Source organism: Vibrio sp. SCSIO 43155, from assembly GCF_023716605.1.
In the GTDB taxonomy this organism is placed as follows: domain Bacteria; phylum Pseudomonadota; class Gammaproteobacteria; order Enterobacterales; family Vibrionaceae; genus Vibrio; species Vibrio harveyi.
In genome coordinates this window covers 77,132-101,106 of sequence record NZ_CP071852.1, presented here as the reverse complement: position 1 = coordinate 101,106, position 23,975 = coordinate 77,132, and the positions used below count along the sequence as shown (strand labels likewise).

The window sequence follows — 23,975 nt, the reverse complement described above, 5'->3', positions numbered from 1 at the left end:
TTTTAATGACACAAAAAAGCCAGCGTTTGTGCGCTGGCTCATACTAAATGGGCTAAATTGGCTTAAAAATGACTAGTGTGCTTGATCCCAGTTGTCACCGTGACCTGCTTCTGCCACTAGAGGTACTTTCAGCTCTGCTGCAGATTCCATCAAATTCTGTACTTTACTTTCAATTTCGGACAAAGACGACTCTTCAACTTCAAATACCAGTTCATCGTGTACTTGCATCAGAAGTTTCACTCGACCGTTGCCTTCTTCTTGAATCCACTGATCAACTAACAACATCGCTTTCTTGATGATGTCCGCAGCGGTACCTTGCATCGGTGCATTGATCGCTGCACGTTCTGCCGCCTTACGACGCATGCCGTTACGAGATTGAATTTCAGGAAGGTGTAGACGGCGACCAAAGATGGTCTCGACGAAGCCTTGCTCTGAAGCTGCACTGCGCGTGTCTTCCATGTACTGCATCACGCCTGGATAGCGCTCGAAGTACTTGTCCATGTACGCTTGTGCTTCACCACGAGGAATACCCAGTTGCTTCGCCAAACCAAATGCACTCATGCCGTAGATTAGACCGAAGTTAACCGCTTTCGCACGTCGACGTTGCTCACTTGAAACGTCTTCGATAGAAACGCCCATGATTTCTGCTGCGGTTGCTGCGTGGATATCTTTGCCGTCACGGAACGCATCAAGCAGCGCTTGGTCACCAGATAGGTGCGCCATAATACGCAATTCAATCTGAGAGTAGTCGACTGCCAGAATCTTATAACCCGTAGGTGCAACGAATGCCTGACGAATACGACGACCTTCTTCATTACGAATTGGGATGTTCTGCAAGTTAGGATCGGTTGAAGATAGACGACCCGTTGCTGTCACCGCTTGGTGGTAAGAAGTATGCACACGACCCGTTGATGGGTTGATCATCTTCGGCAACTTATCGGTGTACGTTGATTTTAGCTTCGCCAGACCACGGTATTCCAAAATCAGTTTTGGTAGTGGGTAATCCAGAGCCAGCTCTTGCAGCACTTCTTCATTGGTAGAAGGTGTGCCTGATGGCGTCTTCTTGATAACTGGTAGACCCATTTTTTCAAACAGAAGCGCTTGCAGTTGCTTCGGTGAGTTCATATTGAACTCTTGTTCTGCAATCTCGTACGCCTTTTGCTCAAGCTCATCCAGACGTGCGGCAATCTCTACCGATTGTGCGCTAAGCTTCATGTCATCAATCAACACACCAGTACGCTCTATGCGAGACAGCACTGGTACAAGTGGCATTTCGATTTCTTCGTATACCGTTTTTAGCTTTTCATCTTGTTCGATGTTGGCAAACAAACGGTTATGTAGGCGAAGTGTCACGTCCGCATCTTCTGCAGCATATGGTGAAGCTTCATCCAGTTCGATTTGGTTGAAGGTCAGTTGGTTTTTACCTTTACCTGCGATTTGTTCGAATGAAATGCAGCTGTGCTGTAGGAAGCGTAGTGCCAAGCTGTCCATATCATGTTTACCGCCTACACTGTTGTAGACGTAAGACGCCAACATGGTGTCGTGCTTGATGCCTTTCATCTCAATGCCGTAGCGAGCCAGCACAGACGCATCGTATTTTAGGTTTTGACCAACTTTAGCCTGAGCATCATCTTCAAGAATTGGTTTCAGTTGTTCTAGCACCCAATCACGATCCAACTGCTGAGGCGCATCTAGGTAGTCATGAGCCACTGGTACATAAGCAGCAATGCCTTCATTGGTCGCAAATGATAGACCGACTAGATTTGCCACCATGTAATCTAGGCTGTCAGTTTCGGTATCAAACGCAAATAATTCAGACGCTTTTAGTTTGTCTAACCAAGCATTAAATGAAGCTTCATCTAGGATGGTTTCGTATTGGCTACGGTCGATTTTTACTGCGGAGGTGTCCATATCTGCTTTAGATGAAGCAGAACCACCACGCGCAGCGCCGGTTGATTCATCCGCTTCTACTACACCTGTGCCGCCTTCTAATAGCTCATTCAACCAAGACTTAAACGTCAACTGACCGTACAGTTTGATCAGTTCATCTGTACTTGGTTCTGCTTTTAGCAATGATTCTGGCGTCTCCTCCAGCTCCACATCCAACTTGATGGTCGCTAGCTCGTAAGACAGCATTGCGTTGTCTTTGTTGTCGACTAGCTTCTTAGCCATGGTTTTTGAACCACGGAAGCCAAGCGCAGCGATATCGTCGAGGTTTTCATACAGCTTAGTCAGACCGCCAATGCCTTGTAGCAAAGCAGTAGCGGTTTTATCACCCACACCCGGGACGCCAGGAATGTTATCAACTTTATCGCCCATCAACGCTAGGTAGTCGATGATCAATTCTGGTGGGATACCAAACTTCTCAACCACACCTTCACGATCCATCACAACGTTGGTCATGGTGTTGATCAAGGTAACGTTGTCATCCACCAACTGCGCCATATCTTTATCGCCAGTACTGATCAAAACAGGCATGCCTTGCTGCGATGCTTGATAAGCCAGAGTACCAATCACATCATCGGCTTCTACGCCAGGAATACAGATCAATGGCAGACCCATAGCGCGAATAACGTTGTGCAGAGGTTCAATCTGGCAACGAAGATCGTCCGGCATTGGTGGACGATTCGCTTTGTATTCCGGGTACATATCGTCACGGAAGGTTTTACCCTTCGCATCGAAAACCACTGCGATACGATCAGAAGCAAACTGACGCATCATGCTGCGTAACATGTTGACTACACCGTAAACTGCGTTAGTTGGAATTTCACCGTTACTCATCGTGCCTGGGTAAGCGTGAAAAGCGCGATATAGATAAGAAGAACCGTCGATCAGAATCAACGGATTTTCAGGAATACTTGCCATAATTGTCTGTATCCAAATCAGTACTTAATAGATCTGCTTAGAATGCCATGACTGCTGATCCGAATCTATCTTGTTCGCTCGATCAAGGTCGCGGAAATTTTCCGATGTTATTCACGAAATTTGCACCTTCTTGTGGATAACTCTGTTTATAGAAATTATCCACTGGTTATCCAACGGAAATAAAACCAACAAAACACCAACGTAAGGCATTGTTTTTAATAAAAATAAATACCAACAGGCGAGAAGATCAACGATCCTAAAATGATCATGACATGTGGAAAAGTTGCCAATAGAGGCGTCAATTAGAAATCTCAGAAAAGAAAAAAGCGACCCAATTGGGTCGCCTAGCAGAAGTGGTGAAGCTATTTCCATTTATATGGCAGCTTAACCAAGAAGCTATAAATTACACTGGAAGCAATGTGAGCAATGTCGTGTCAAAAAGAATTCGTGCAAGTTCTGGGGAAAATGTTTCATTACCTTCTCAACACTCAGTTAATTAGCAACTCAACGTCCTTGTGAACTTTCCTCATTCCCTAAGACAGGTTTAATAATAATGATTCTCATTTAACAGTCAATACCTAAATGAGAAAAAATCTCATTTATTTTTTATAGCGCCTTAATGAAGTGGACTCGAGACTCACGCAAGTTGGTTTTTTCTTCAAATTTTTCAATGATATAGTCGTTTCTTAGCAACAAACGAAGCATGGCAGGAAATTGGTTGCGTGATTTCACTTTTAACGTTTTGTAACCCTGCTCTGCGACCCATTCTTCTTGCGCTTCCAATAACATCTGTGCCACACCCTCATTGCGCGCTTCTGGCGCAACGCCACCAAACCAGCTGTAAAAGGTGTAATCATCTAACTCATAGCCGATTTTAAAGCCAAGGATAGCTCCTGCTTTCTCAGCGACTAAGATTAAGCTTTTTTTATCCCCAAGACGCTCCGCCATGGATTCAACCGTCTCACCACGTGCAAACTCAGTAACACGAGCCACCACTTGGATCGCTTCTTCCAGCGTGCCTTCACGAATCAGCATTGTCATTGTCTTACTCTCCAGAAATAAATATACCCAAGTAACTTCAAGCCGTGTGTATTCCGTCTTGAGGGTACTTGGGTATATTCAGACCGACAACAATTGTCGGTCTGGTTTTTCTCATTGAGCGATAATTACTCGTCTGTCGCTTCTTGAGTCTTTACTAGGTGCTCTGCAGCTTGTGCATTTTCTTCCGCTAACCACTCTGCTACATCTTTCGCGAAGTAAGTCAGGATGCCATCCGCGCCTGCACGTTTGAAGCAAAGCAGGGATTCCATCACGGTCTCGCGCTCTTTTAGCCAACCATTCATGATGGCTGCTTTATGCATCGCGTACTCACCAGAAACTTGGTAAGCGAACGTTGGAACTTGAAGCTCAGTCTTAACACGACGAACCACATCAAGGTAAGGCATACCTGGCTTAACCATCACCATGTCTGCGCCTTCATTGATATCAAGAGCCACTTCATGTAGCGCTTCATCCGTATTCGCAGGGTCCATTTGGTAGTTTTTCTTGTTGCCGCCTTTTAGGTTCGCTGATGAACCAACTGCATCACGGAATGGACCGTAGTAGTTTGATGCGTACTTCGCCGAGTAAGCCATGATTTGAGTATGGATGTGACCCGCTTCTTCTAGTGCTTCACGGATTTTGCCGATACGACCATCCATCATGTCTGATGGTGCAACCACGTCTGCGCCCGCTTCTGCGTGAGACAGCGCTTGTTTTACAAGTACTTCGGTTGTCTCATCATTCATCACGTAGCCATCTTCATCGATGATGCCGTCTTGACCGTGAGTAGTGAACGGGTCGAGTGCCACATCTGTGATCACACCGATTTGAGGCACGTGCTCTTTTAATGCACGTACTGCGCGCTGAACCAAACCTTCTGGGTTGTAAGCTTCAGCAGCACATAAGCTTTTAGCGTCTTGGTTTACGACAGGGAAAAGCGCGATTGCTGGTACGCCTAGGTTTGCTAGGTATTGTGCTTCTTCTAGCATTAAATCAATCGACAAACGTTCTACACCCGGCATCGATTCAACACTTTCACGACGATCTTTACCCATCAGAATGAACATTGGGTAAATCAAATCGTTTACTGAAACTTGGTTTTCAGCCATCAGACGACGACTAAAATCGTGCTTACGCATACGACGCATACGGCGTGCAGGGAATGGACCTTGAATTGATACAGACACCACTTTCTCCTTGTCTGGAAGGTTACGATGATCAAATCATCTGGTGGCAAAATCATATCACTCTTGATACACCTTGCGAGCAGCAATATGGAAAAACGGCATGAAAAAAACCGAAAATGACCCCGTACTCACACTCAAGTATACTTCTCACTAATTCCATACACCGATAAACCATAGAGACCAACCATGATCGATACTCACGCTCATATTTACGCTAGCGAATTTGATAACGACCGCGACGAGGTGGTGAAGCGCGCTTTAGAACAAGGCATTGATAAAATTCTGCTGCCGAACATCGATCTTGAGTCTATTGAGCCGATGCTAAAAACCGAAGCGGCTTATCCTGAGGTTTGTCGTTCAATGATGGGGCTGCATCCATGTTACGTCGATGGCAATGTCGAGCAAACACTGGAAATCATCCGTGGCTGGTTTAAAAAGCATAACTTTATTGCAGTGGGTGAAATCGGTATTGATCTGTACTGGGATAAAACCTTCCGAGCAGAACAAGAGATGGCGTTTGTGACTCAGTTAAACTGGGCTAAAGAGATGGATTTGCCTGTCGTTATCCACACTCGTGATTCAATTGAAGAAACACTGACCTTACTTCGTCAAGAACAAGATGGTCGCTTGCGTGGTGTATTCCATTGTTTTGGTGGCAGCGTAGAAGAAGCACAGGCGATCAACGAGCTTGGGTTCCACTTAGGTCTGGGCGGAGTATCAACCTTCAAAAACGGCGGTATGGATAAGGTTATCCCGCATCTGGATATGAACTGGGTGATTCTAGAAACAGACTGCCCGTACCTTGCCCCTGTTCCACATCGTGGGAAACGTAACGAACCAGCTTACACTTCTTTAGTGGCGGCGCGCGTGGCGGAACTACGCGGAGAAAGCCTTGAAGCGATTGATGCTCTGACGACCAAAAACGCAGAAGAGTTGTTTAGCCTGAAGTGATGTAAGTACTTACATAAATAAAAATAAAACATTTCGTTATAATTCAATACATTAACCTTAAATATATAAGTAACATGCTATTGAGATATAAGCGCTTCTCTCCCTAAACTATTGCCCATATATTCAATGATATGGGCTGCTCATGAACACTTGCCAGCACGGTATTTACTTACAGCGTCAAAAACGCACCCTATTGCAAAAACTAATGGGCATCAAAGAGGTATACATCTGCTCAAGGTGCGGATACATCCGCAAAATTACATAGTCTTGGTATACCCAAGTAACCTCGAGATGCTAGGTTCAGCGAGACTGACTTGGTTTGTAGACGCGGCGGCGATTTAAAGGTTTAGTGGGTCTAAATCAAGAATCGGCAACAAAGTATACAAGCCAAGGCAGCTCGCCCTTTGAGAGCGTTTCATTGACCCGATTGCTGCGTCAAACAACTTGGAAAGAGCTGGCTATTACACTGCGTTGTTTTCCTTGCTCTCGAATCAATGACAACACTCTGAATCCTGCATCTTGAAGTCACTTGGGTATATAGATAATTTAGTGCTACAAACCAATTATTTCATAATCATATAGTTGTACTCTTAACTATATAGTTAGTCCCATTGAATTATGTACATGATTTCACATAAAATGCCCGCCGGCTTATAAAATAAAAAAGATAGGATTCGCAATGTGTAATCACGGAGTGTATTTACAACGTCAACAACGCAGTTGGTTTCAAAAATTGATTGGAATTAAAGAAGTATATGTCTGCTCTAAATGCGGTCACGAAATCAAACTTCGATAAACTGTAGATACCAAAAAGCGGCTCCATGAGCCGCTTTTTTAATACTGAATGGTGGAGTTGGAGTGACTTTACTCTTCCACTTGCTCTTCTTCATCTTTACGTGTGTAGAAACGAGCGAAGAACAAACCCACCTCAAACAGCAAACACATCGGGATTGCCAGTAGAGTTTGCGAGATCATATCCGGCGGCGTGAGTAGCATACCGACAATAAACGCACACACGATAATGTATGGGCGCTTCTCTTTCAGATCTTGTGGTGTGGTTGCGCCAGTCCAACATAGCAAGATGATCGCCACAGGTACCTCAAATGCGATACCAAACGCCATAAACAGCGCCAGTACAAAATCGAGGTAACTTGAGATGTCGGTTGCGAACTCTACCCCACCAAGAGAGATGGCGGTAAAGAAACCAAACACCAGTGGGAATACCACGAAGTAAGCGAACGCCACACCGCAGTAGAACAACAGTGAGCTAGAGAACAGCAATGGCATGATCAATCGACGTTCATGCTTGTACAAACCTGGCGCTACAAAGGCCCATACTTGGTACAAGATAAACGGCACCGCAATAAACACCGAAGCAATCAAGGTTAGCTTCAAAGGTGTGAAAAACGGTGAAGCCACATCGGTTGCGATCATCGTTGCACCTTCAGGTAGGCGTTCTACCAAAGGTGCTGAAACAAACTCATAAATGTGGTTAGAGAAGTAAATTAGTCCAACAAACACCACCAAAACTGCAGCAATGGCTTTAAGCAGTCGGTTGCGAAGTTCTAATAAATGACTAATTAAAGGTTGTGTCTGCTCGACGGTAGACATGGCAAACCTCTTTTTTAAAACCTGATCAAAAAGGAGCTACCAATCACTAGTAGCTCCTCCTAATGAGACTATTCGGCTTTCTTATCTGCCGCTGTAACCTTAATCTCTTCCGCTTTCTCAACGGTTTCAGTCGCTGGTGCCTCTTGTTTAGGCTCCGCTTCTGATTTGGTTGGCTCCGCGTAAGGGCGGTTTACAGATTGCGCCGCTTTCTTCAATTCTTCGACCGAAGATTTCAGCTCAGGAGATAGATCATCCATCCCCATTTGCTCAGCTTTGCGCAAGTTTTCTTGCAGTTCTTGAACTTTCAGCTCGTGTGACAACTCGTCTTTGACGCTATTTGCCATACTCTTAGCTGCTCCGACAAAACGAGAGACACTGCGGATGGCATGTGGCAAACGCTCTGGACCAAGAACAACCAGACCAACAACAGATATTAATACCAGTTCCCAAAAACCGATATCAAACACGTTTTACGCCTGCTCTTTGTCTTTTTTCGATTCAGGAGCTGCTTCTTTCTTTTGCTGCTCTTCTAGACTTTTTGGCTCGAAGTCTGCGTCTTTGTCGTCTTTCTTCGCAGGCTCATCTTCGCTCATTGCTTTTTTGAAGCCCTTAACGGCACCACCCAGATCGCCACCGATACCGCGTAGTTTCTTAGTTCCGAATAGCAATACAACAATTACAGCAATGATTAGAAGTTGCCAAACACTGATACCACCCATTCTTTTTACCTCGGGTCTTTAAACAAAATTATTTCAAGAGTTTAACGTCTATCGACGATAAGCTCGCCAACTAAGCAACCAAAATGTGACCCCTGCGATACCGCTAGCGATCGATAGCTGCTCATAAGCGTTATCCACCAATATTGCCGAGCATACGACTAAAGTGGCTCCAACGCCAAATAAAAACTTTCCTGTCGCCTGCTGACGCTTGCTGTGACGGTAACCTTGATAAAGCTGATCCATGCGTTGATTCATGGCTTTACCTTGTTTAAGGCTATCGTAAAGCAGCTCCGGCAGTTCCGGTAACTTCTCTGCCCAAAACGGCGCGCGGTCTTTAATGGCATTCACTAAAGCTTGCGGACCGACTTGGTTCATCATCCATTCTTCAAGGAAAGGTTTCGCGGTCTCCCACAAATCAAGTTGCGGGTACAACTGGCGACCCAGTCCTTCGACGTACAACAGCGTTTTTTGTAGCAACACAAGCTGCGGTTGCACTTCCATGTTGAATCGACGCGCAGTGTTGAAGAGGTTCAACAGTACGTGACCGAAAGAGATTTCACACAGTGGTTTAGCAAAGATTGGCTCACACACAATGCGAATCGCAAATTCAAATTCATCGACATTGGTATCGGCAGGCACCCACCCCGAATCAACGTGTAATTCCGCTACGCGGCGGTAATCACGATTGAAAAAAGCGAGGAAGTTTTCCGCCAGATAGCGTTTGTCTTCACTATTAAGTGTACCAACGATCCCGCAATCGAGCCCAATCCACATTGGATTCTCTGGATGCTCCGGCTTAACAAACACGTTGCCCGGGTGCATGTCGGCATGGAAAAAGCTATCTCGGAACACCTGAGTGAAGAACACACTCACACCGCGTTCCGCGAGCAGTTTCATATTGGTGCCATTCGCTTCCAAGCCTTCAATATCAGAGACTTGGATGCCATATATTCGCTCAGAAACCATGACAGTTTCATTACTAAAGTCAGGAAAAACTTCTGGTACGTAAAGCTCTTCACTGCCTTCGAAGTTGCGACGCAGTTGAATCGCGTTCGCCGCTTCACGACGCAAATCGAGTTCATCAAGTAAGGTTTTTTCGTACTCGCGAACCACTTCAACTGGTTTCAAACGACGTGCTTCAGGCATCGCTCCGGCGACTATACGCGCCATTCGGTGCATCAGTTTTAGATCTGAATCAATGACCGGACGAATATCTGGACGGATGACCTTTAATACCACTTCTTGGTTAGTGTCTTTTAATCGCGCTGTATGCACCTGAGCAATCGACGCAGACGCTAACGGTTTGATATCAAATTCAGTAAACCAGTTTTCTAATGGACCGCCCAGAGCGAGTTCCATTTGTTCTTTCGCTAACTGCCCATCAAATGGCGCAACTTGGTCTTGCAAAAGCGCAAGAGGATCTGCGATATGCGGAGGGAAAAGGTCGCGACGAGTCGACATCATCTGACCGAACTTAATCCAAACTGGACCAAGTTCTTGTAGAGCGAGACGAAGGCGTTCACCCAGCGGTTTTTCTGGGTGCTTGTTCTTCATCCAGAATAGACTTTTGCGCATCAAAAGCGGCGCTTTGGTCAGTTGATGATCGGGCAACAACTCATCCAAGCCATATTCCAGCTGAACTTTAATGATGTGGTATAAGCGCTTTATTTCTGCTGGCGTCATGAGTTCTCCAGCGCAGGCTTATCCGAATCGAACTTTTTTAGTAATGCGTTTAGACGCGCTTCAACGCGAGAGGCTTGGCTACGAACGTCGTCCACTTGGTCACAGAAGTGGGCAATTTCTAGCGGTGCTGGCGCCAGTTTCCACTCTTCTGTTACCACTTGAGCAAGATGACGCTGGTGTTTTTCTGCTTGAGAAGCAAAGAAACCCCCGACGTTCTTGGTACCTTGCACAAAAGTATGTGCCACGACATCACCCGTCACGCGAGACAGCCACTCTTCGATATCAGGTTTGCAATCCACCATCAATTGAGAGAATTTCTGTGCCAATTGAATGTCACCTTCAAGCTCAAGTTTGTCTTGCTTGATAAGACGAGTGATGTTGGCTTGATCGCGCAACTCAGGCAGGACGCTTAGATTCAGTGACAGATAACAATCTGGCTGACCTTCGTAGTTGCCCAAAACATCGATTTGCTGACTGAAGATGAACGTCAGTGTCTTATTGATTTCTTTCAGATGAATTTGAATCACCTGACCTTTAAGACGTGACAAACGACGACCCAATTCAGGATCGTCTTTAATCAGCGTATTTAGTGTCGTTTCAATAACGGCAGTGATAAGAGGTTCAAATGGCATACCGCTTATCCTTAGAATTTGTAGCCGCGGTGCAGCGCCACAATACCACCCGTTAGGTTGTAGTATTTGGTGTTTTCAAAGCCCGCTTCTTTCATCATGCCTTCCAGCGTGTCTTGGTCTGGGTGCATGCGGATAGATTCTGCTAGGTAACGGTAGCTGTCTGCGTCGTTCGCTACTAGTTCACCCATTTTTGGCAATAGGTGGAATGAGTACGCGTCGTACACTTTTGATAGTGGGTCTAGGATTGGTTTTGAGAACTCAAGCACCAACAGACGACCACCTGGCTTCAATACGCGGAACATCGAGCGCAGCGCTTTGTCTTTATCGGTTACGTTACGTAGACAGAAGCTAATCGTGATCACGTCAAAGTAATCATCTGGGAACGGCAGTTCTTCTGCGTTCGCTTGAACGTAATGCACGTTACCAACAATGCCGTTGTCGCGTAGTTTGTCACGACCCACATTCAGCATTGAGTTGTTGATGTCCGCTAGGATCACGTGACCTTGGTCGCCAACAATGCGCGAAAACTTCGCCGTCAGGTCGCCAGTACCACCACCTAGGTCAAGAACACGTTGTCCCGGACGAGCGCCACTGCAATCAATAGTAAAACGCTTCCAAAGGCGATGAACGCCACCTGACATCAAGTCATTCATGATGTCGTATTTTGCTGCCACTGAGTGGAAAACTTCGGCAACTTTGGTCACTTTTTCGTCTTTTGCCACTGTGGTAAAACCAAAGTGGGTAGTGTCGTTATCTAACGCTGTATTTGATTGCACACTTGTGTCCGTCATTCTGATTCCTCTTGGGCAGCACTTTCTCACTACGGGGCGGTTGATAACAAATAGGGTCGCCCACTGTACTGCGGGCGATTAGTTTACTTTATCCTCAGCCGGATGTCTTTCTACTAAAGAAGCATTTTCCGAAAATGACTCTGTCTGCGCCAACTGAGCAAGATCTGGCGAGATTGGACGTTTTACTTCCACTCCTAATTGCTTAAAGCTTTCAGCCTGACGAATCACGTTGCCACGCCCTGTTGCCAGTTTATTCATTGCCCCTTGGTACGTTTGGTTGGCTTTGTCTAATGCGCCGCCCAGCCCTTCCATGTCATCAATAAACAAGCGCAGTTTGTCGTACAGCTTCGCCGCTCGTTCAGCGATCAATTGGGCGTTTTCGTTTTGACGCTCGTTACGCCACAAATTATCTATCGTACGTAGCGCCACCAGCAAAGTGGTAGGGCTGACCAAAATAATGTTTTGTTCCATCGCATCTTTAACCAAGCTTGGGTCGGCTTGAATCGCGACTTGGAATGCAGGCTCCACCGGAATAAACATCAACACATAATCTAAACTCTGGATGCCTTTTAACTGGTGGTAATCCTTAAGGCTCAAACCTTTGATGTGCGCGCGCAGCGCGGCTAAGTGATCGCTCAACGCCCGCTCTCGTTGAATGTCGTTCTCTGCGTTGAAGTAGCGCTCGTACGCCACCAGCGCCATTTTCGAATCGACCACCACTTGTTTGTTTTGCGGTAAGTGAACAATCACATCCGGTTGATAGCGTTTGCCTGCTTCATTTTGCAAGCTCACCTGAGTTTGGTACTCGTGCCCTTCACGCAAACCAGATTCTGCCAATACACGAGCCAGAACCACTTCACCCCAGTTACCCTGTTGTTTGTTGTCACCTTTCAGAGCTTGAGTCAGATTGACCGCTTCTCGGGTCATATGCTCATTCAAGCGTTGCAGGTTCTTCAACTCATGCACCAAGGTGTGACGCTCTTTGGCTTCTTGGCTAAAGCTGTCGTTAACTTGTTTTTTGAACCCTTCCAGCTGCTCTTTTAGTGGAGACAGCAAACCTTCCAAGCTCTGACGGTTTTGCATGTCGACTTTGGCGGTTTTCTCTTCAAACAACTGGTTCGCTAAGTGTTCAAATTGCTGCTTCAAACGCACTTCTGCTTGCTCAAGAATTTGCAGCTTTTCGGCATTAGCTTGGTTGATTTGCTCGTGGCGCGCTTGCTGCTCACCAAGTTGGGTTTCAAGACGCGATTTGTGCTCTCGCATCTGCCCTAGCTCATCAAAATACTGCTGACGCTCCTGTTTCACCGCTTCGAAATAGCGCAGCTTTTCCATCGCCGCCATCAATTTACCGTGAGTTTGGCGCACCTCGAATGCCGCTTTATCGCGCTCGTCATCAAGCTCATCCAATTCTTGCTGTGCTTCGGCAAGGCTTTGCTTCACTTGTTCAAGTTGTTGTTGATGAAGCTGTTTTTCAGAGGAGAGCTGTTGTTCGAGCAACTGAGTTTGCGTGGCAAAGCGTTGTTTAACCCACCAACCCACTGCAACACCGCTGATGGTCGCGGTAAAAAGAGAAGACAGAATGAGAGATTGATGCTCAAGAATCCATTGCATAATAGCGAGTTAGCCTGTGTTTTTTATCTTTAATAATGGTATTTACATACTGGATAAATGTCCAGTTTGTTGGATGAAAAATCCTCGCATACACTAGGCGCTCCGTACAACATACTCACACCAGCTCAAACCAACAGCGATGAGCGGTACATCATCACACAGAGGCATCATGAACGAGCGTCGCGCCCTAGGATTTGGGCTATCAGCGGTATTACTTTGGTCAACAGTAGCGACCGCATTTAAATTGACTTTGGCGGAATTCTCACCGATTCAGATGCTAACCATGGCGAGTATTGTCTCGGCTATCGCACTTATCGTGGTATGTGGCGTGCAGGGCAAGTTGAATCAGCTTAGTTCGACGTTTCTTGCCAATCCTTGGTACTACTTGCTGCTTGGATTGATTAACCCACTGGCGTACTACCTCATCTTGTTTAAAGCATATGACTTATTGCCAGCCTCCCAAGCGCAGGCGATCAACTACAGTTGGGCGATCACGCTCACCTTGATGGCGGCGGTTTTCTTGGGTCAGAAGATCCGCAATAAAGACTGGATTGCTTGTGGTTTTAGTTATTTGGGCGTCATCGTGATTGCCACCAAAGGTAACGTGTTAGGAATGGAATTCGAAAGTCCGCTTGGTGTGGGATTAGCGCTACTTTCAACATTGCTTTGGGCAAGTTACTGGATTCTCAACACCAAAAACAAAGCCGATCCAGTGGTGGGCGTGCTATTGGGCTTTCTGGTTGCAATTCCATTTGCGATTGGCTTAAGCATTTATGAAGGCGCTGACTGGAGCCAAATCACCGCGAAAGGTTGGGCGGCAGTGACTTATGTTGGTCTGTTTGAGATGGGCGTAACCTTCGTGTTGTGGCTAACGGCACTCAAGCTCACCGAGAACACCGCACGCATCAGCAACCTGATTTTCGCTTCACCATTCATCTCGCTCATGCTGCTTGCCACCATCATTGGTGAAGAGATTCACCCATCCACTTTGATTGGCTTAGTGCTGATCATCAGCGGCTTGGTGATTCAACAAGTGAAGTTCGGCAAAAAGCAAAAACAGGCGAACACCGCTCAATGATGACGTCCGAAACCATTGCAAAAATGAGACGCGATTTATAAAAAAGAGAGCTAGCTAACAGTTTACTCGATTAATGAAGTGTTCCTTGCTTGGATTTGTTCGGGCTTTGGATACGATATAGCCAAAGCCCGATATGAACGTCTAATTAGATGTTAACAACATAAATCCAAGGGCGCTCAGGATGCTTTATTAACTATGTTTCGCTTCGCTATCTCCCCTGCATTGATGACAGACTGGAAACAGGCTTTGCAACAATGCTGTGATGCCACACAGGCGCACGGTCAGCTTTATACTTTCAGCTACACTCGCCAATGGCACTTGAGTGAGGTGGCGACGTCGCCGCAACATCATCGTGAAGTCGTCGCGATTCTCGAACCTGCCACTGAGCACTTTATCTATCCTCAGCTTGTTGTTGAACAAACGCCCTTTCAAAACCAAACCTTGAGTTACTGCCCGGTATGGCTGCCGAGCGGTGAGCTGTTTGCTGCCTTCGCATTAGTTCATCCTACCGAGCAAGATACTGTCATTACTGGATGGTTAAGCGCATTGGCAGGACGCGTCGGCTTTGATGCTGCTCAGACTTACCATAAAGAGCAGCAGCGTCACGATGTTCAATTGCCAGAGTTACTGCCATCCCTGCAAGAGTTCATCGATTGCTTAGAAGACCACACGTGGATAAAGAGCACTGATGGTCGTTATGCGATGACCAACCGCAGCGTTGAAGACTCTTGGCAAATGACCGGCAGTGAAATCGTCGGCAAGAATGACTTCGAGTTGTTCAGCAGCCGTCGAGCAAAAAAGTTCATTGATACCGACCAGTTGGTGATCGCTACAGGCAGCCAAAACACGGTTGAAGAGTGCACTCTGATTGATGACAACAACAATCCGACTTGGCTGGAAACCATCAAATCGCCAATCCGCAATCAAACCGGAGAGCTGATTGGTATTTTGGGTATGACACGCAACGTCACTCGTCGAAAAATGGTAGAAACTCAGTTGTCATTGGCGTCAAAAATCTTCGATAACTCCCACGAAGGGATGGTGATCACCGACCGCAAAGCCAACATTCTTGATGTGAACAGCGCCTTCACCCACATCACCGGTTATACAGCAGAAGAAGTGATCGGTAAGAACCCAAATATCTTGCGTTCTGGGCATCACGACCGCGAGTTTTATCAGCAGTTGTGGCGTCAGCTAGAAAGCAAAGGTCAGTGGAAAGGCGAGTTCATCAACCGTAAAAAAGATGGCAGCATTTACCCACAGCTCGCCACCATCAGTGCGGTGATGGACGATAAGAACCACCTGATCAACTACATCTGTGTGTTCGAAGACATCTCGGTACGTAAAGCGCACGAAGAAAAGCTGCAACGCATGGCGTTTTACGATCCATTGACCAACCTTCCTAACCGTACCCATTTGATCAGCTTGCTAGAACAACACATTGAGAACGGTCAGAAACATCAACACGCGTTTGCGACTCTGTTCCTCGATATCGACCACTTCAAGCATATCAACGACAGCATGGGACACTTCTGTGGTGACCAACTGCTGACTAAGCTCGCTGAACGTCTGCAAGATGTGCTGCACTTACGCGCTCATGTGGCACGTATTGGTGGCGATGAATTTGTCATTATCTTGCCGAATATCGAATCGGATTCGCAGCTGATCGACACCATTGAGGACATACTCTGCCTGTTCAACCGTCCTTTTGAAGTCAGCAAGAACGAATCTTTACGCATCTCCACCAGCGTAGGTGTGGCGCGTTACCCACAAGACGGACAAGACAGCGAAACCTTGCTAAAGAACGCCGATACCGCCATGTATTTGGCGAAGAAAAATGGTCGTAACGGCTACGCGTTCTACTCGCCAGATTTGACCGATAAATCCGTGTCTCACGTGCGTATGCAGTCTGCTTTGCATGAAGCGATTGAGAAAAACCAACTTCATTTAGCGTACCAACCGCAATACAACTTAAGTGCAAACGAACTGGTGGGCGTAGAAGCCCTGCTGCGTTGGCAACATCCCGATCTTGGGATGATTTCTCCAGCGGACTTTATCCCGATTGCAGAGAAAACGGGCTTGATTCAAAGCATTGGTAAATGGGTCTTGGAGCAAGCTTGTTTGCAAGGTCGCGCATGGTTAGATAACGGCATTGAATTTGGCAAGCTCGCGGTAAACGTATCGGCTCTTCAGCTACAACAATCGGACTTCATCAGTAAACTTGGGGTGATTCTAAAAGAGACTGAATTCCCGGCGCACCGTCTAGAGCTAGAAATCACCGAAAGCTTCTTGCTGATTGACCCACAACAAGCCATCGCATCACTCAACTTGCTGCGCGAGCTTGGCATTGAGATCTCTCTTGATGACTTTGGTACCGGTTACTCGTCACTGTCTTACCTCAAAGGTTTGCCAATCAACAAATTGAAGATCGACCGCTCTTTCGTAAGCGATGTTCCAAGCAACACCGACAGCAATGCGATCGTGAATGCCATCATCGCGATGGGACAAACCCTGTCATTGAAAGTGGTCGCAGAAGGCATCGAAACCGACGAGCAAGCCCAATACCTATTCGAGCGCGGCTGCATCTACGGACAAGGCTTCCGCTTTAGTGCCCCAGTTCGCGCAGAGAAGTTGTTTCGTTAGAGATCGTTCGCAAAAAATATACCCTCCAATGAAACGGAATCTTATTTCATTGGGGGTAACTCTAAACGTCTACCAACTCATTAGACACACGAATGCATATAAGAGCACCCTCACTTCAAATTAAGTAAGGGAAGAATTATGACTGTCAAAAAAAGCTCTGTCTCTCAAACTGAGTTCAAAATCACCATAGCCAAGCTCATTGAAGTGGCTTACTCGTCCAAAAAAGGAATAACGACATCTATCATGTTGAAAGCCGGAAATGCAAAACTAACTGTCAATCAAAACGGTGATTGCGTCCTTTCTGGTAAAGCAGGAATTGTTACCTTCAAAGGCAAAGGTGTTCTGGAAGAGCTTGGCGTCGAAGTAAAAAGGATTGGGGTAAGTTTTAAAATTGCCGAAGATGGAAACGTTGAATACTCAGGGACGATGACATGGGGGTTCTTCAGCGTCTCCGTTAAAGGTATTTTTAATGCAGAAGAGCTTATTCTGTCTTGCTCTGGATTACTTTGCAGAGCGGCAAGGGCTTACAAGAACAGACCAGCTCAGATAGAGCGCCAACTAGCTACAGCAATGGGAATGTAGAAATGAAGAATTTCTTTTTGCTCGCTGCTACGTTGCTATGGAGTTTTACTGCAATTAGCAAACCAACCCCGCCCTCATTACTCGCAACCTATGCTAACTATTTGGCAAACGCATCAGAGGAAAATATCTCAGAGACTTATTGGCAGTATTTCTCGAAGGAGGCACTCACAGGTATCGAGGTAAGCTCTCCAACAACAAAAGAACAGTTACTGTTCAAACACTTGATGAGGTCGACAAGCAGTGTCTATGAGGTGCATTTCAACGACTATGGCTGCCTTAGCGTGAATGGCAAAAACTCAAACGATGAGCCCATCACGTTCAATATTGAATATGAGATAGAAAATAGCCAAGCATTGATATCGCACATCGATGTGCAGCTGCATAACTCAGAAAAAGAGTTCCCGACCAAAGCGACATGCCCACGAGACTATATGGTGTTTTGAAGTGAAGGATAGGCTGAGCTGAGACGACGCTCAGCCTGCAGAAAATTTTGCTTAAACCCACTGACCCGCAACAAAGCCGCTCGACCAGCACCATTGGAAGTTATAGCCACCTAACCAGCCGGTTACGTCCATCACTTCACCGATGAAGTACAAGCCTTTGATGTTCTTACATTCCATGGTTTTTGAAGACAGGTGATCAGTATCTACGCCGCCTAGGGTCACTTCTGCAGTGCGGTAACCTTCTGTGCCGTTCGGTGCGACTGCCCAGTTTTCTAGACGCTCAACGATGGTTGCCATCTCTTTCTGGTTGAACTGCTTAAGAGGTTTGTCTGCTAATTCTTTACGTTCAATCAGCACTTCAACCAAACGCTTTGGTAGCACTTTTGCTAGTGTGTTCTTCAACGATTGGTTCGGATGCTTCTCGCGGCTGCGTTCTAATAGCTCGGCGATGTCGTCGTTTGGTACAAGGTTGATCGTCACCTTCTGACCTGCTTTCCAGAATGACGAGATCTGCAGTACCGATGGACCCGACAAGCCGCGGTGAGTAAACAGCAATGCTTCTTTGAACATAGTACCGTCTTGCGCAGTGATTTCTGCCGGGATCGCAATGCCCGATAGCTCAGCAAAATCTTCTTTGTCTTCTTTATGCAGTGTAAACGGCACCAAACCTGCTGTAGTGGTAATCACCGGGATCTCGAACTGTTCAGCAATCTTGTAACCGAATGGCGTCGCGCCCAATTTAGGCATCGACAGACCACCCGTTGCCACCACTAAAGATTCACATTCGATATTTTCAGTACCAGCATGCAGACGGAAGCCCACATCGGTTTTCTCGATCGAATGTACATCACATTGGTAGCGTTGTTGGATGTTTGGCATGTCGCATTCTGCTAGTAGCATCTTAACGATGTCTTTTGCAGTAAATGCATCAACACAGAACAGCTGTCCGTGATCACGCTCTTCAAACTCGATGCCATGCTTGCTGATCATCGAGATAAAGTCCCAGTTGGTGTATTGAGACAACGCCGATTTCACGAAGTGTGGGTTTTGGCATAAGTAGTTGCTCGCTGAGACGTCGTAGTTAGTGAAGTTACAACGACCACCACCTGAGATAAGGATTTTACGTCCTGGCTTTTTCGCATGATCCAGCACGAGCACACTGCGTCCGCGTTTGCCTGCTTCTGCTGCACACATCAAACCCGCCGCACCTGCGCCGATTACAACAACATCAAATTTCTTACTCATGGGTAACGCTCAATTACTTATTTAGATTGGTTTGTCCAAAATCCAAAAATAAAAAAGGATGTGCGTAATGCACATCCTTGCTTTCTGCGGGCGCTATTCTAACGACAAAAGTCGAGCGGGAAAAGCGCTTAAATTCCAAGCACAGCTTGCTAGCTTAAAGAATGAAGGCAGCCAGTAAGGTCACACCAAGTAAAGCGGTCGATAAAATGAATAACCCGCGCACCCTTTCGCATTTGCCAGTAAAGATCTCATCGTGATGATGGTGATACTCTTTACTCTTAATGTAATGGTACAGCCGCACCTGCTTGGTGACGTTACCATGGGTGGTGAAAAATCCATTGCCATCCACTTGCTGATAAAGCAAAGGATGCGCTTCACGCATGATGTAAATTAAAGAACGAAGAGCGGTGAGATAACGGACCATGTTTACTCCCGTTACTACCATTAGCGCAAATAAGATTGTGTCTCCACTGATCATCTTTTCCTCCCTACATCTTCAACGATGCTCAAGAGATAAAGACGATCAATGCTTCGTCCTTAACCCGCTGCTTACCGCGTCGGGAACACGTTATGCAGCTGGAGCACCCATAATTGAAGATGAACCTTCTTTTGCCATTTGTGCTAGATCTTTATCGATGAAGAACAATGCTTTACCGTCTTCACCAACTAATTCGATCTTATCTAAAATCCCTTTAAACAACTTCTCTTCTTCGTGCTGTTCAGCCACGTACCACTGTAGGAAGTTAAACGTTGAGTAGTCTTGGCTTGTAAATGCAACATGCGCCAATTTGTTGATCTTTTCCGTGATCATTTGCTCATGTTCGTAGGTTTCACGGAAAACATCGCCAAGGCTAGCAAAGTCATGCTTAGGTGCTTCAATCGCACCTAGGATTGGCATTGAGCCAGTTTCACTTACATAAGTGAAAAGACGTTGCATGTGCTCCATTTCTTCTACGGCGTGAGCGCGTAAAAATTCAGCCGCACCTTCAAAACCTTTGTCTTCACACCAAGCACTCATTTGTAAGTATAGATTGGATGAGAAAAATTCTAGGTTAATTTGCTCATTCAATTGTTCAACCATAGTTTGAGACAGCATGTTAACTCCTATTTATGTGCATGCAATATACCCAAGTAACCTCAAGATGGGTGGGTTCAGCGAGAATAGCTTGGTTTGCAGACGAGGCGACGGTTTGAAGATCTAGTGGTTCTAAATCAATAATCGTCAACAATGTTTGCAAGCCAAGATAACTCGCCCTTTGGGAGCTTGTCACTGAACCGATCTCTTCGTCAAACATTTTGGTAAGAGCGAACTATTACGCTGCAATGTTTTCCTTGCGCTCGAATCAGTGACAAAGCTCTGAATCCCACGTCTTGAAGTCACTTGGGTATAACGCCACTATAACATGATTACTGTGGCAACACTTTGTACCTACGATATTGATATGAGATCACTTCAGCAAAATTATCTGAGACTTAGTGCTAATCTGACACTATGACCTTATCAAGGAGATAGCAATATGAGTTACAAACACGTACTTGTGGCAGTCGACCTCTCAGACGACAGTAAAGTGTTGATTAAGAAAGCCGTGTCACTGGCTAAACCTCTGGATGCGAAAGTCTCTTTCATTCATATCGATGTGAATTACGCCGAGCTTTACACCGGGCTTATCGACATCAACATGGCGGAGGCGCAACACCAAGCGATGGAAGCGTCTCGTACACAGTTAGCGAATTTTGAAGAATACGCAGAGTACCCAATCACGCATACGTTAGTTGGTAGTGGTGATTTGAGTAACGAGCTGTGCGATACCATTCAGGACTACAACATTGATTTGGTGGTTTGTGGTCATCACCAAGATTTCTGGAGCAAAATTCTCTCTTCGACGCGTCAGCTTATTAACTGCTCACCCGTCGATATGCTGGTCGTACCGCTAAAAGACTGATTTGCGTTGGCGTGACCTCAAAACTTGGTTAGACTGCGGGCACATTTGTTGTTGATAAAGATTCTCATCCATGGCTTATCTATCCGCAGTTACCCTACTTTGGGCATTCTCATTTAGCCTGATCGGCGTTTACCTTGCCGGTCAGGTTGACTCTTGGTTCTCAGTTTTCATGCGCGTTGCGCTGGCGAGCCTAGTCTTCATTCCTTTCTTAAAATTCCGTGGCGTAAGCAAATCTCTGATCGCGAAATTGATGATCGTGGGCGGCTTCCAACTCGGCTTAATGTATTGCTTCTACTACCAGTCTTTCCTACTCCTTTCTGTACCAGAAGTACTGCTGTTCACCGTATTTACCCCTATTTACGTCACCTTGATTTATGACTTCTTAAAAGGTCGATTCTCGCCTTGGTATTTGGTTACGGCGGCAATTGCTGTGCTGGGCGCGGCGTGGATTAAGTTTGCAGGCATCAATGAAAACTTCTTGATGGGCTTTTTGGTCGTACAAGGAGCGAACCTGTGTTTTGCCATCGGTCAGGTCGGCTATAAGTACATTATGGAAACCGAATCGGTTGAACTGCCACAGCACACAGTATTTGGTTACTTCTACTTGGGTGCGTTGTGCGTGGCGACCGTCGCCTTTGCTCTGATGGGTAACTTAGACAAGATGCCAACCACAGCTACGCAATGGGGTATTCTGACTTACCTTGGTTTGATTGCATCAGGTTTTGGTTACTTTGCGTGGAACAAAGGCGCAACCATGGTCAACGCGGGTGCACTTGCGGTAATGAACAACGCGCTCGTCCCTGCTGGTCTGATTGTGAATATCGTGATTTGGAACCGCGATGTTGATGTGACGCGACTTGCTATTGGTGGTGCGATCATCATGCTATCACTATGGATTAACGAAACTTGGGTGAAAAAACGCGTAGAGATGAGTTACGCCAACAAGTAACACAGCTAGTCCTACAAACATTTCGACAATAAAAAACGCTCTCCAACTGGAGAGCGTTTTTTTATTCGGTTAATGCACTTTGGCTTGCGAGCTTGTGCTCATCAACGTGTTTGGTGGCGTTGGCAGCAACACCTCTAGTTTGGCATTTCGCGCTTCAAGCTTGCGCTGGCGTTTGAGCAATTTTTGCTGCTTTTTGGCTAACTTAAGCAACTTCTTCTGCTGCTTGTAGTGTTTCTTAACCGCTTTCTTCGCCTTTTTCAGCGCTTTCTTATCTGACAAATCAAACATAGCTGGCGCCTCTAGCTTAGTGGTTGAGGTTACGGCTGCGACTTTTGCTGCCAGTTTTTTCTCTTTCACTCGTTCTACAACACGTTTGACGATCGCGGCTTTCTCAGCGCTTTGTTCTGGAGCCATGATAATTGGGGTATCTTGAGTGAGAGATGAAGTTGGCAGTGCTTCCGCCAATAGACCACAAGCCTGTTGCTCAGACAGCGGTTTGTCTTGGCACTTTTGAGGTGGAATCGCGGCAGGCTTACACAAGCTGCTTTTCGATGCAGAAGAACGAGCACAAGAACGACAGACAAACTTAGGTGCGACCACCAGGCGGTGAATATCACCCAAACTCTCAGCAATCTGTTTGCGGCTCATCTTACATAAACGTTTCGCCATGCTACTACTCCAGCTTCCCAATTCTCGACTGTTTTACTCTACGGCATCACACAAGTGAAATAATAATAATTCTTAGTTAGATATACAGTCAGTATGCCGAATTAGCAAGAGAAAAGTATCAATAAGCAGAGCAAACACCAGATACAAACACAGCGCCGAATTAGGCGCTGTGAGAAGAAGTTTTGTATCGTCAGGTGTTTAGGGTCTGTTGACCTTTTGCGGTTAAATTTTGTTCGAGATAAAAGCGTTTTAATCGCGGCGAGAGGTTTGTAGCCTAGTTATTCTAAGCAAAATCCTCTCAACAAAGAGTAAAACGCTTTTAGCCGAACCCTTTGGGCAGCGTTTGTGGCTCCTTTCTACTGCGTTATCGGCTTATCAGGTAGGGCAACTACATTTCAAAGCCTCTGCCTTGTATAAAGAATCCACAAACGGCTGCAAAAATCAGCTCAAAAGGTCAATAGACCCTAGTCGAACTACGCCATTGATGCCTTCACATACACATCAAAACGGTTCTTTTTGGTTTCGATTGCCATGCTCGGCTTTTGCTCATCAAGCCAGTTGGCGTAATCTGGGCGTTTGACCACCACACGCTTACTCGCCAATACCATTGCAGGCGCCAGCAAGCCATCCGCATCAAGATCTGCACCAACCAGAGATTGGAAAACGCGCATCTCTTTTTTCACCAATGCCGATTTCTTTTTGTTTTCAGGGTGCGGGTACATCGGGTCGAGGTAAACCACATCTGGCTGGACAAAGTCTTTATCTTGCGCCAATTGTTCTAGCGCATCATGGCTGGAAGCGTGAATCAAAGACATGCGCTCCGATACCCAAGTGCCGATTTCTGGATCGTGTTTCGCGCGTGCCAAACCATCATCCAACAAAGCTGCGACTACTGGGTGACGCTCAACCATTTGGACTTTACAACCTAACGACGCCAATACGAACGCATCGCGCCCTAAGCCCGCGGTGCCATCAAGCACGGTTGGAGTTGCGCCTTTGTTCAAACCCGCCGCTTTCGCGATTGCCTGACCTTTACCGCCACCGAATTTGCGACGATGACCTACTGCACCACCAATCAAATCCACAAAGATTGCACCCAGCTTTGGCTCATCCACTTTACGCAGCTCTAAACGCTCTGTCGTTAGGACTAAGGCAAAGTCACTGTCATCAGTGTGAGAAAGCTGCCAACGCGCAGCGAGTTCATCAAGGTGAGACTGTTGAGATGGGTCTTCACAAATCAATTGCAGTTGCAAAAGGAGGCTCCAGTAAAAATCGGTTTAACTGGCGCTGAGTGTATACCCAACCCACCTCTAATTGCTAGGTTGGGGAGAA

At 46.2% G+C, this 23,975-nt stretch carries 22 protein-coding genes; 7 read left to right on the top strand and 15 right to left on the bottom strand.

Annotated elements, in window-relative coordinates; all coding sequences use genetic code 11:
* Positions 1 to 72: 72 nt before the first annotated feature.
* The 3 genes from polA to hemB form a co-directional block, all read right to left on the bottom strand.
* On the bottom strand, positions 73 to 2,865 hold the full coding sequence (gene polA, locus J4N44_RS00440) for a DNA polymerase I (protein WP_252044736.1): 2,793 nt from the start codon (positions 2,863 to 2,865) through the stop codon (positions 73 to 75).
* A gap of 606 nt (positions 2,866 to 3,471) precedes the next feature.
* On the bottom strand, positions 3,472 to 3,906 hold the full coding sequence (locus tag J4N44_RS00435) for a GNAT family N-acetyltransferase (RefSeq protein ID WP_009701602.1): 435 nt from the start codon (positions 3,904 to 3,906) through the stop codon (positions 3,472 to 3,474).
* A gap of 125 nt (positions 3,907 to 4,031) precedes the next feature.
* Complete coding sequence (gene hemB, locus J4N44_RS00430) at positions 4,032 to 5,093, bottom strand: porphobilinogen synthase (protein ID WP_005448548.1); 1,062 nt, start codon at positions 5,091 to 5,093, stop codon at positions 4,032 to 4,034.
* A gap of 186 nt (positions 5,094 to 5,279) precedes the next feature.
* On the opposite strand from hemB, the gene J4N44_RS00425 reads away from it, so the two are divergent.
* Positions 5,280 to 6,044, top strand: coding sequence for a TatD family hydrolase (locus J4N44_RS00425; RefSeq protein WP_017189945.1), 765 nt, complete (start codon positions 5,280 to 5,282; stop codon positions 6,042 to 6,044).
* 864 nt (positions 6,045 to 6,908) lie between these two features.
* Here the strand turns inward: J4N44_RS00425 and tatC are convergent.
* The 7 genes from tatC to rmuC form a co-directional block, all read right to left on the bottom strand.
* On the bottom strand, positions 6,909 to 7,655 hold the full coding sequence (gene tatC, locus J4N44_RS00420; RefSeq protein WP_005448551.1) for a twin-arginine translocase subunit TatC: 747 nt from the start codon (positions 7,653 to 7,655) through the stop codon (positions 6,909 to 6,911).
* Between the two features lie 68 nt (positions 7,656 to 7,723).
* Positions 7,724 to 8,122 carry a Sec-independent protein translocase protein TatB gene (gene tatB, locus J4N44_RS00415; protein ID WP_005430029.1) on the bottom strand — a complete coding sequence of 133 codons (399 nt, stop codon included), beginning with the start codon at positions 8,120 to 8,122 and terminating at the stop codon, positions 7,724 to 7,726.
* A gap of 3 nt (positions 8,123 to 8,125) precedes the next feature.
* A complete protein-coding gene (gene tatA, locus J4N44_RS00410) occupies positions 8,126 to 8,374 on the bottom strand; it encodes a Sec-independent protein translocase subunit TatA (RefSeq protein WP_005429959.1) in 249 nt (82 codons plus the stop codon).
* Positions 8,375 to 8,422: 48 nt separating this feature from the next.
* Entirely contained in the window at positions 8,423 to 10,057 is a 1,635-nt protein-coding gene (gene ubiB, locus J4N44_RS00405; protein ID WP_005434553.1) for a ubiquinone biosynthesis regulatory protein kinase UbiB, read from the bottom strand.
* Positions 10,054 to 10,689 carry a ubiquinone biosynthesis accessory factor UbiJ gene (locus tag J4N44_RS00400; RefSeq protein ID WP_020195460.1) on the bottom strand — a complete coding sequence of 212 codons (636 nt, stop codon included), beginning with the start codon at positions 10,687 to 10,689 and terminating at the stop codon, positions 10,054 to 10,056. Before J4N44_RS00400 ends, ubiB begins: the two co-directional genes overlap by 4 nt.
* A gap of 11 nt (positions 10,690 to 10,700) precedes the next feature.
* Positions 10,701 to 11,480 carry a bifunctional demethylmenaquinone methyltransferase/2-methoxy-6-polyprenyl-1,4-benzoquinol methylase UbiE gene (gene ubiE / locus J4N44_RS00395; RefSeq protein ID WP_005434558.1) on the bottom strand — a complete coding sequence of 260 codons (780 nt, stop codon included), beginning with the start codon at positions 11,478 to 11,480 and terminating at the stop codon, positions 10,701 to 10,703.
* Positions 11,481 to 11,558: 78 nt separating this feature from the next.
* The gene (rmuC, locus tag J4N44_RS00390) at positions 11,559 to 13,091 is read right to left on the bottom strand and encodes a DNA recombination protein RmuC (protein ID WP_049534201.1); all 1,533 of its coding nucleotides are present in this window, start codon (positions 13,089 to 13,091) and stop codon (positions 11,559 to 11,561) included.
* 169 nt (positions 13,092 to 13,260) lie between these two features.
* Here rmuC and J4N44_RS00385 point away from each other — a divergent pair, with 169 nt between their 5' ends.
* From J4N44_RS00385 to J4N44_RS00370, 4 genes are all read left to right on the top strand, one after another.
* Positions 13,261 to 14,169: a DMT family transporter gene (locus J4N44_RS00385; protein ID WP_029788974.1), complete on the top strand. Its 909-nt coding sequence runs from the start codon at positions 13,261 to 13,263 to the stop codon at positions 14,167 to 14,169.
* 195 nt (positions 14,170 to 14,364) lie between these two features.
* Positions 14,365 to 16,812 carry a sensor domain-containing protein gene (locus J4N44_RS00380; protein WP_252044734.1) on the top strand — a complete coding sequence of 816 codons (2,448 nt, stop codon included), beginning with the start codon at positions 14,365 to 14,367 and terminating at the stop codon, positions 16,810 to 16,812.
* A 138-nt stretch (positions 16,813 to 16,950) separates the two neighbouring features.
* Entirely contained in the window at positions 16,951 to 17,394 is a 444-nt protein-coding gene (locus J4N44_RS00375) for a hypothetical protein (RefSeq protein WP_038877030.1), read from the top strand.
* Between the two features lie 2 nt (positions 17,395 to 17,396).
* The gene (locus J4N44_RS00370; protein ID WP_252044732.1) at positions 17,397 to 17,837 is read left to right on the top strand and encodes a hypothetical protein; all 441 of its coding nucleotides are present in this window, start codon (positions 17,397 to 17,399) and stop codon (positions 17,835 to 17,837) included.
* Positions 17,838 to 17,888: 51 nt separating this feature from the next.
* On the opposite strand, the gene J4N44_RS00365 is transcribed toward J4N44_RS00370, so the two are convergent.
* From J4N44_RS00365 to ftnA, 3 genes are all read right to left on the bottom strand, one after another.
* Complete coding sequence (locus J4N44_RS00365; RefSeq protein ID WP_009703674.1) at positions 17,889 to 19,082, bottom strand: BaiN/RdsA family NAD(P)/FAD-dependent oxidoreductase; 1,194 nt, start codon at positions 19,080 to 19,082, stop codon at positions 17,889 to 17,891.
* Positions 19,083 to 19,236: 154 nt separating this feature from the next.
* Complete coding sequence (gene uspB, locus J4N44_RS00360) at positions 19,237 to 19,560, bottom strand: universal stress protein UspB (RefSeq protein WP_005448571.1); 324 nt, start codon at positions 19,558 to 19,560, stop codon at positions 19,237 to 19,239.
* 90 nt (positions 19,561 to 19,650) lie between these two features.
* On the bottom strand, positions 19,651 to 20,178 hold the full coding sequence (ftnA, locus tag J4N44_RS00355; RefSeq protein ID WP_005434576.1) for a non-heme ferritin: 528 nt from the start codon (positions 20,176 to 20,178) through the stop codon (positions 19,651 to 19,653).
* A gap of 421 nt (positions 20,179 to 20,599) precedes the next feature.
* Between ftnA and uspA the strand changes: the two genes are divergently transcribed.
* The gene (gene uspA, locus J4N44_RS00350; protein ID WP_005434578.1) at positions 20,600 to 21,025 is read left to right on the top strand and encodes a universal stress protein UspA; all 426 of its coding nucleotides are present in this window, start codon (positions 20,600 to 20,602) and stop codon (positions 21,023 to 21,025) included.
* A 70-nt stretch (positions 21,026 to 21,095) separates the two neighbouring features.
* On the top strand, positions 21,096 to 21,974 hold the full coding sequence (locus J4N44_RS00345; protein ID WP_005434580.1) for a carboxylate/amino acid/amine transporter: 879 nt from the start codon (positions 21,096 to 21,098) through the stop codon (positions 21,972 to 21,974).
* A gap of 69 nt (positions 21,975 to 22,043) precedes the next feature.
* On the opposite strand, the gene J4N44_RS00340 is transcribed toward J4N44_RS00345, so the two are convergent.
* Both J4N44_RS00340 and J4N44_RS00335 read right to left on the bottom strand, forming a co-directional pair.
* Positions 22,044 to 22,643 (bottom strand): hypothetical protein, encoded by a 600-nt coding sequence (locus J4N44_RS00340; RefSeq protein WP_017817159.1) that lies wholly within the window; start codon positions 22,641 to 22,643, stop codon positions 22,044 to 22,046.
* A 473-nt stretch (positions 22,644 to 23,116) separates the two neighbouring features.
* Entirely contained in the window at positions 23,117 to 23,896 is a 780-nt protein-coding gene (locus J4N44_RS00335) for a class I SAM-dependent methyltransferase (protein WP_239924115.1), read from the bottom strand.
* Positions 23,897 to 23,975: the final 79 nt, after the last annotated feature.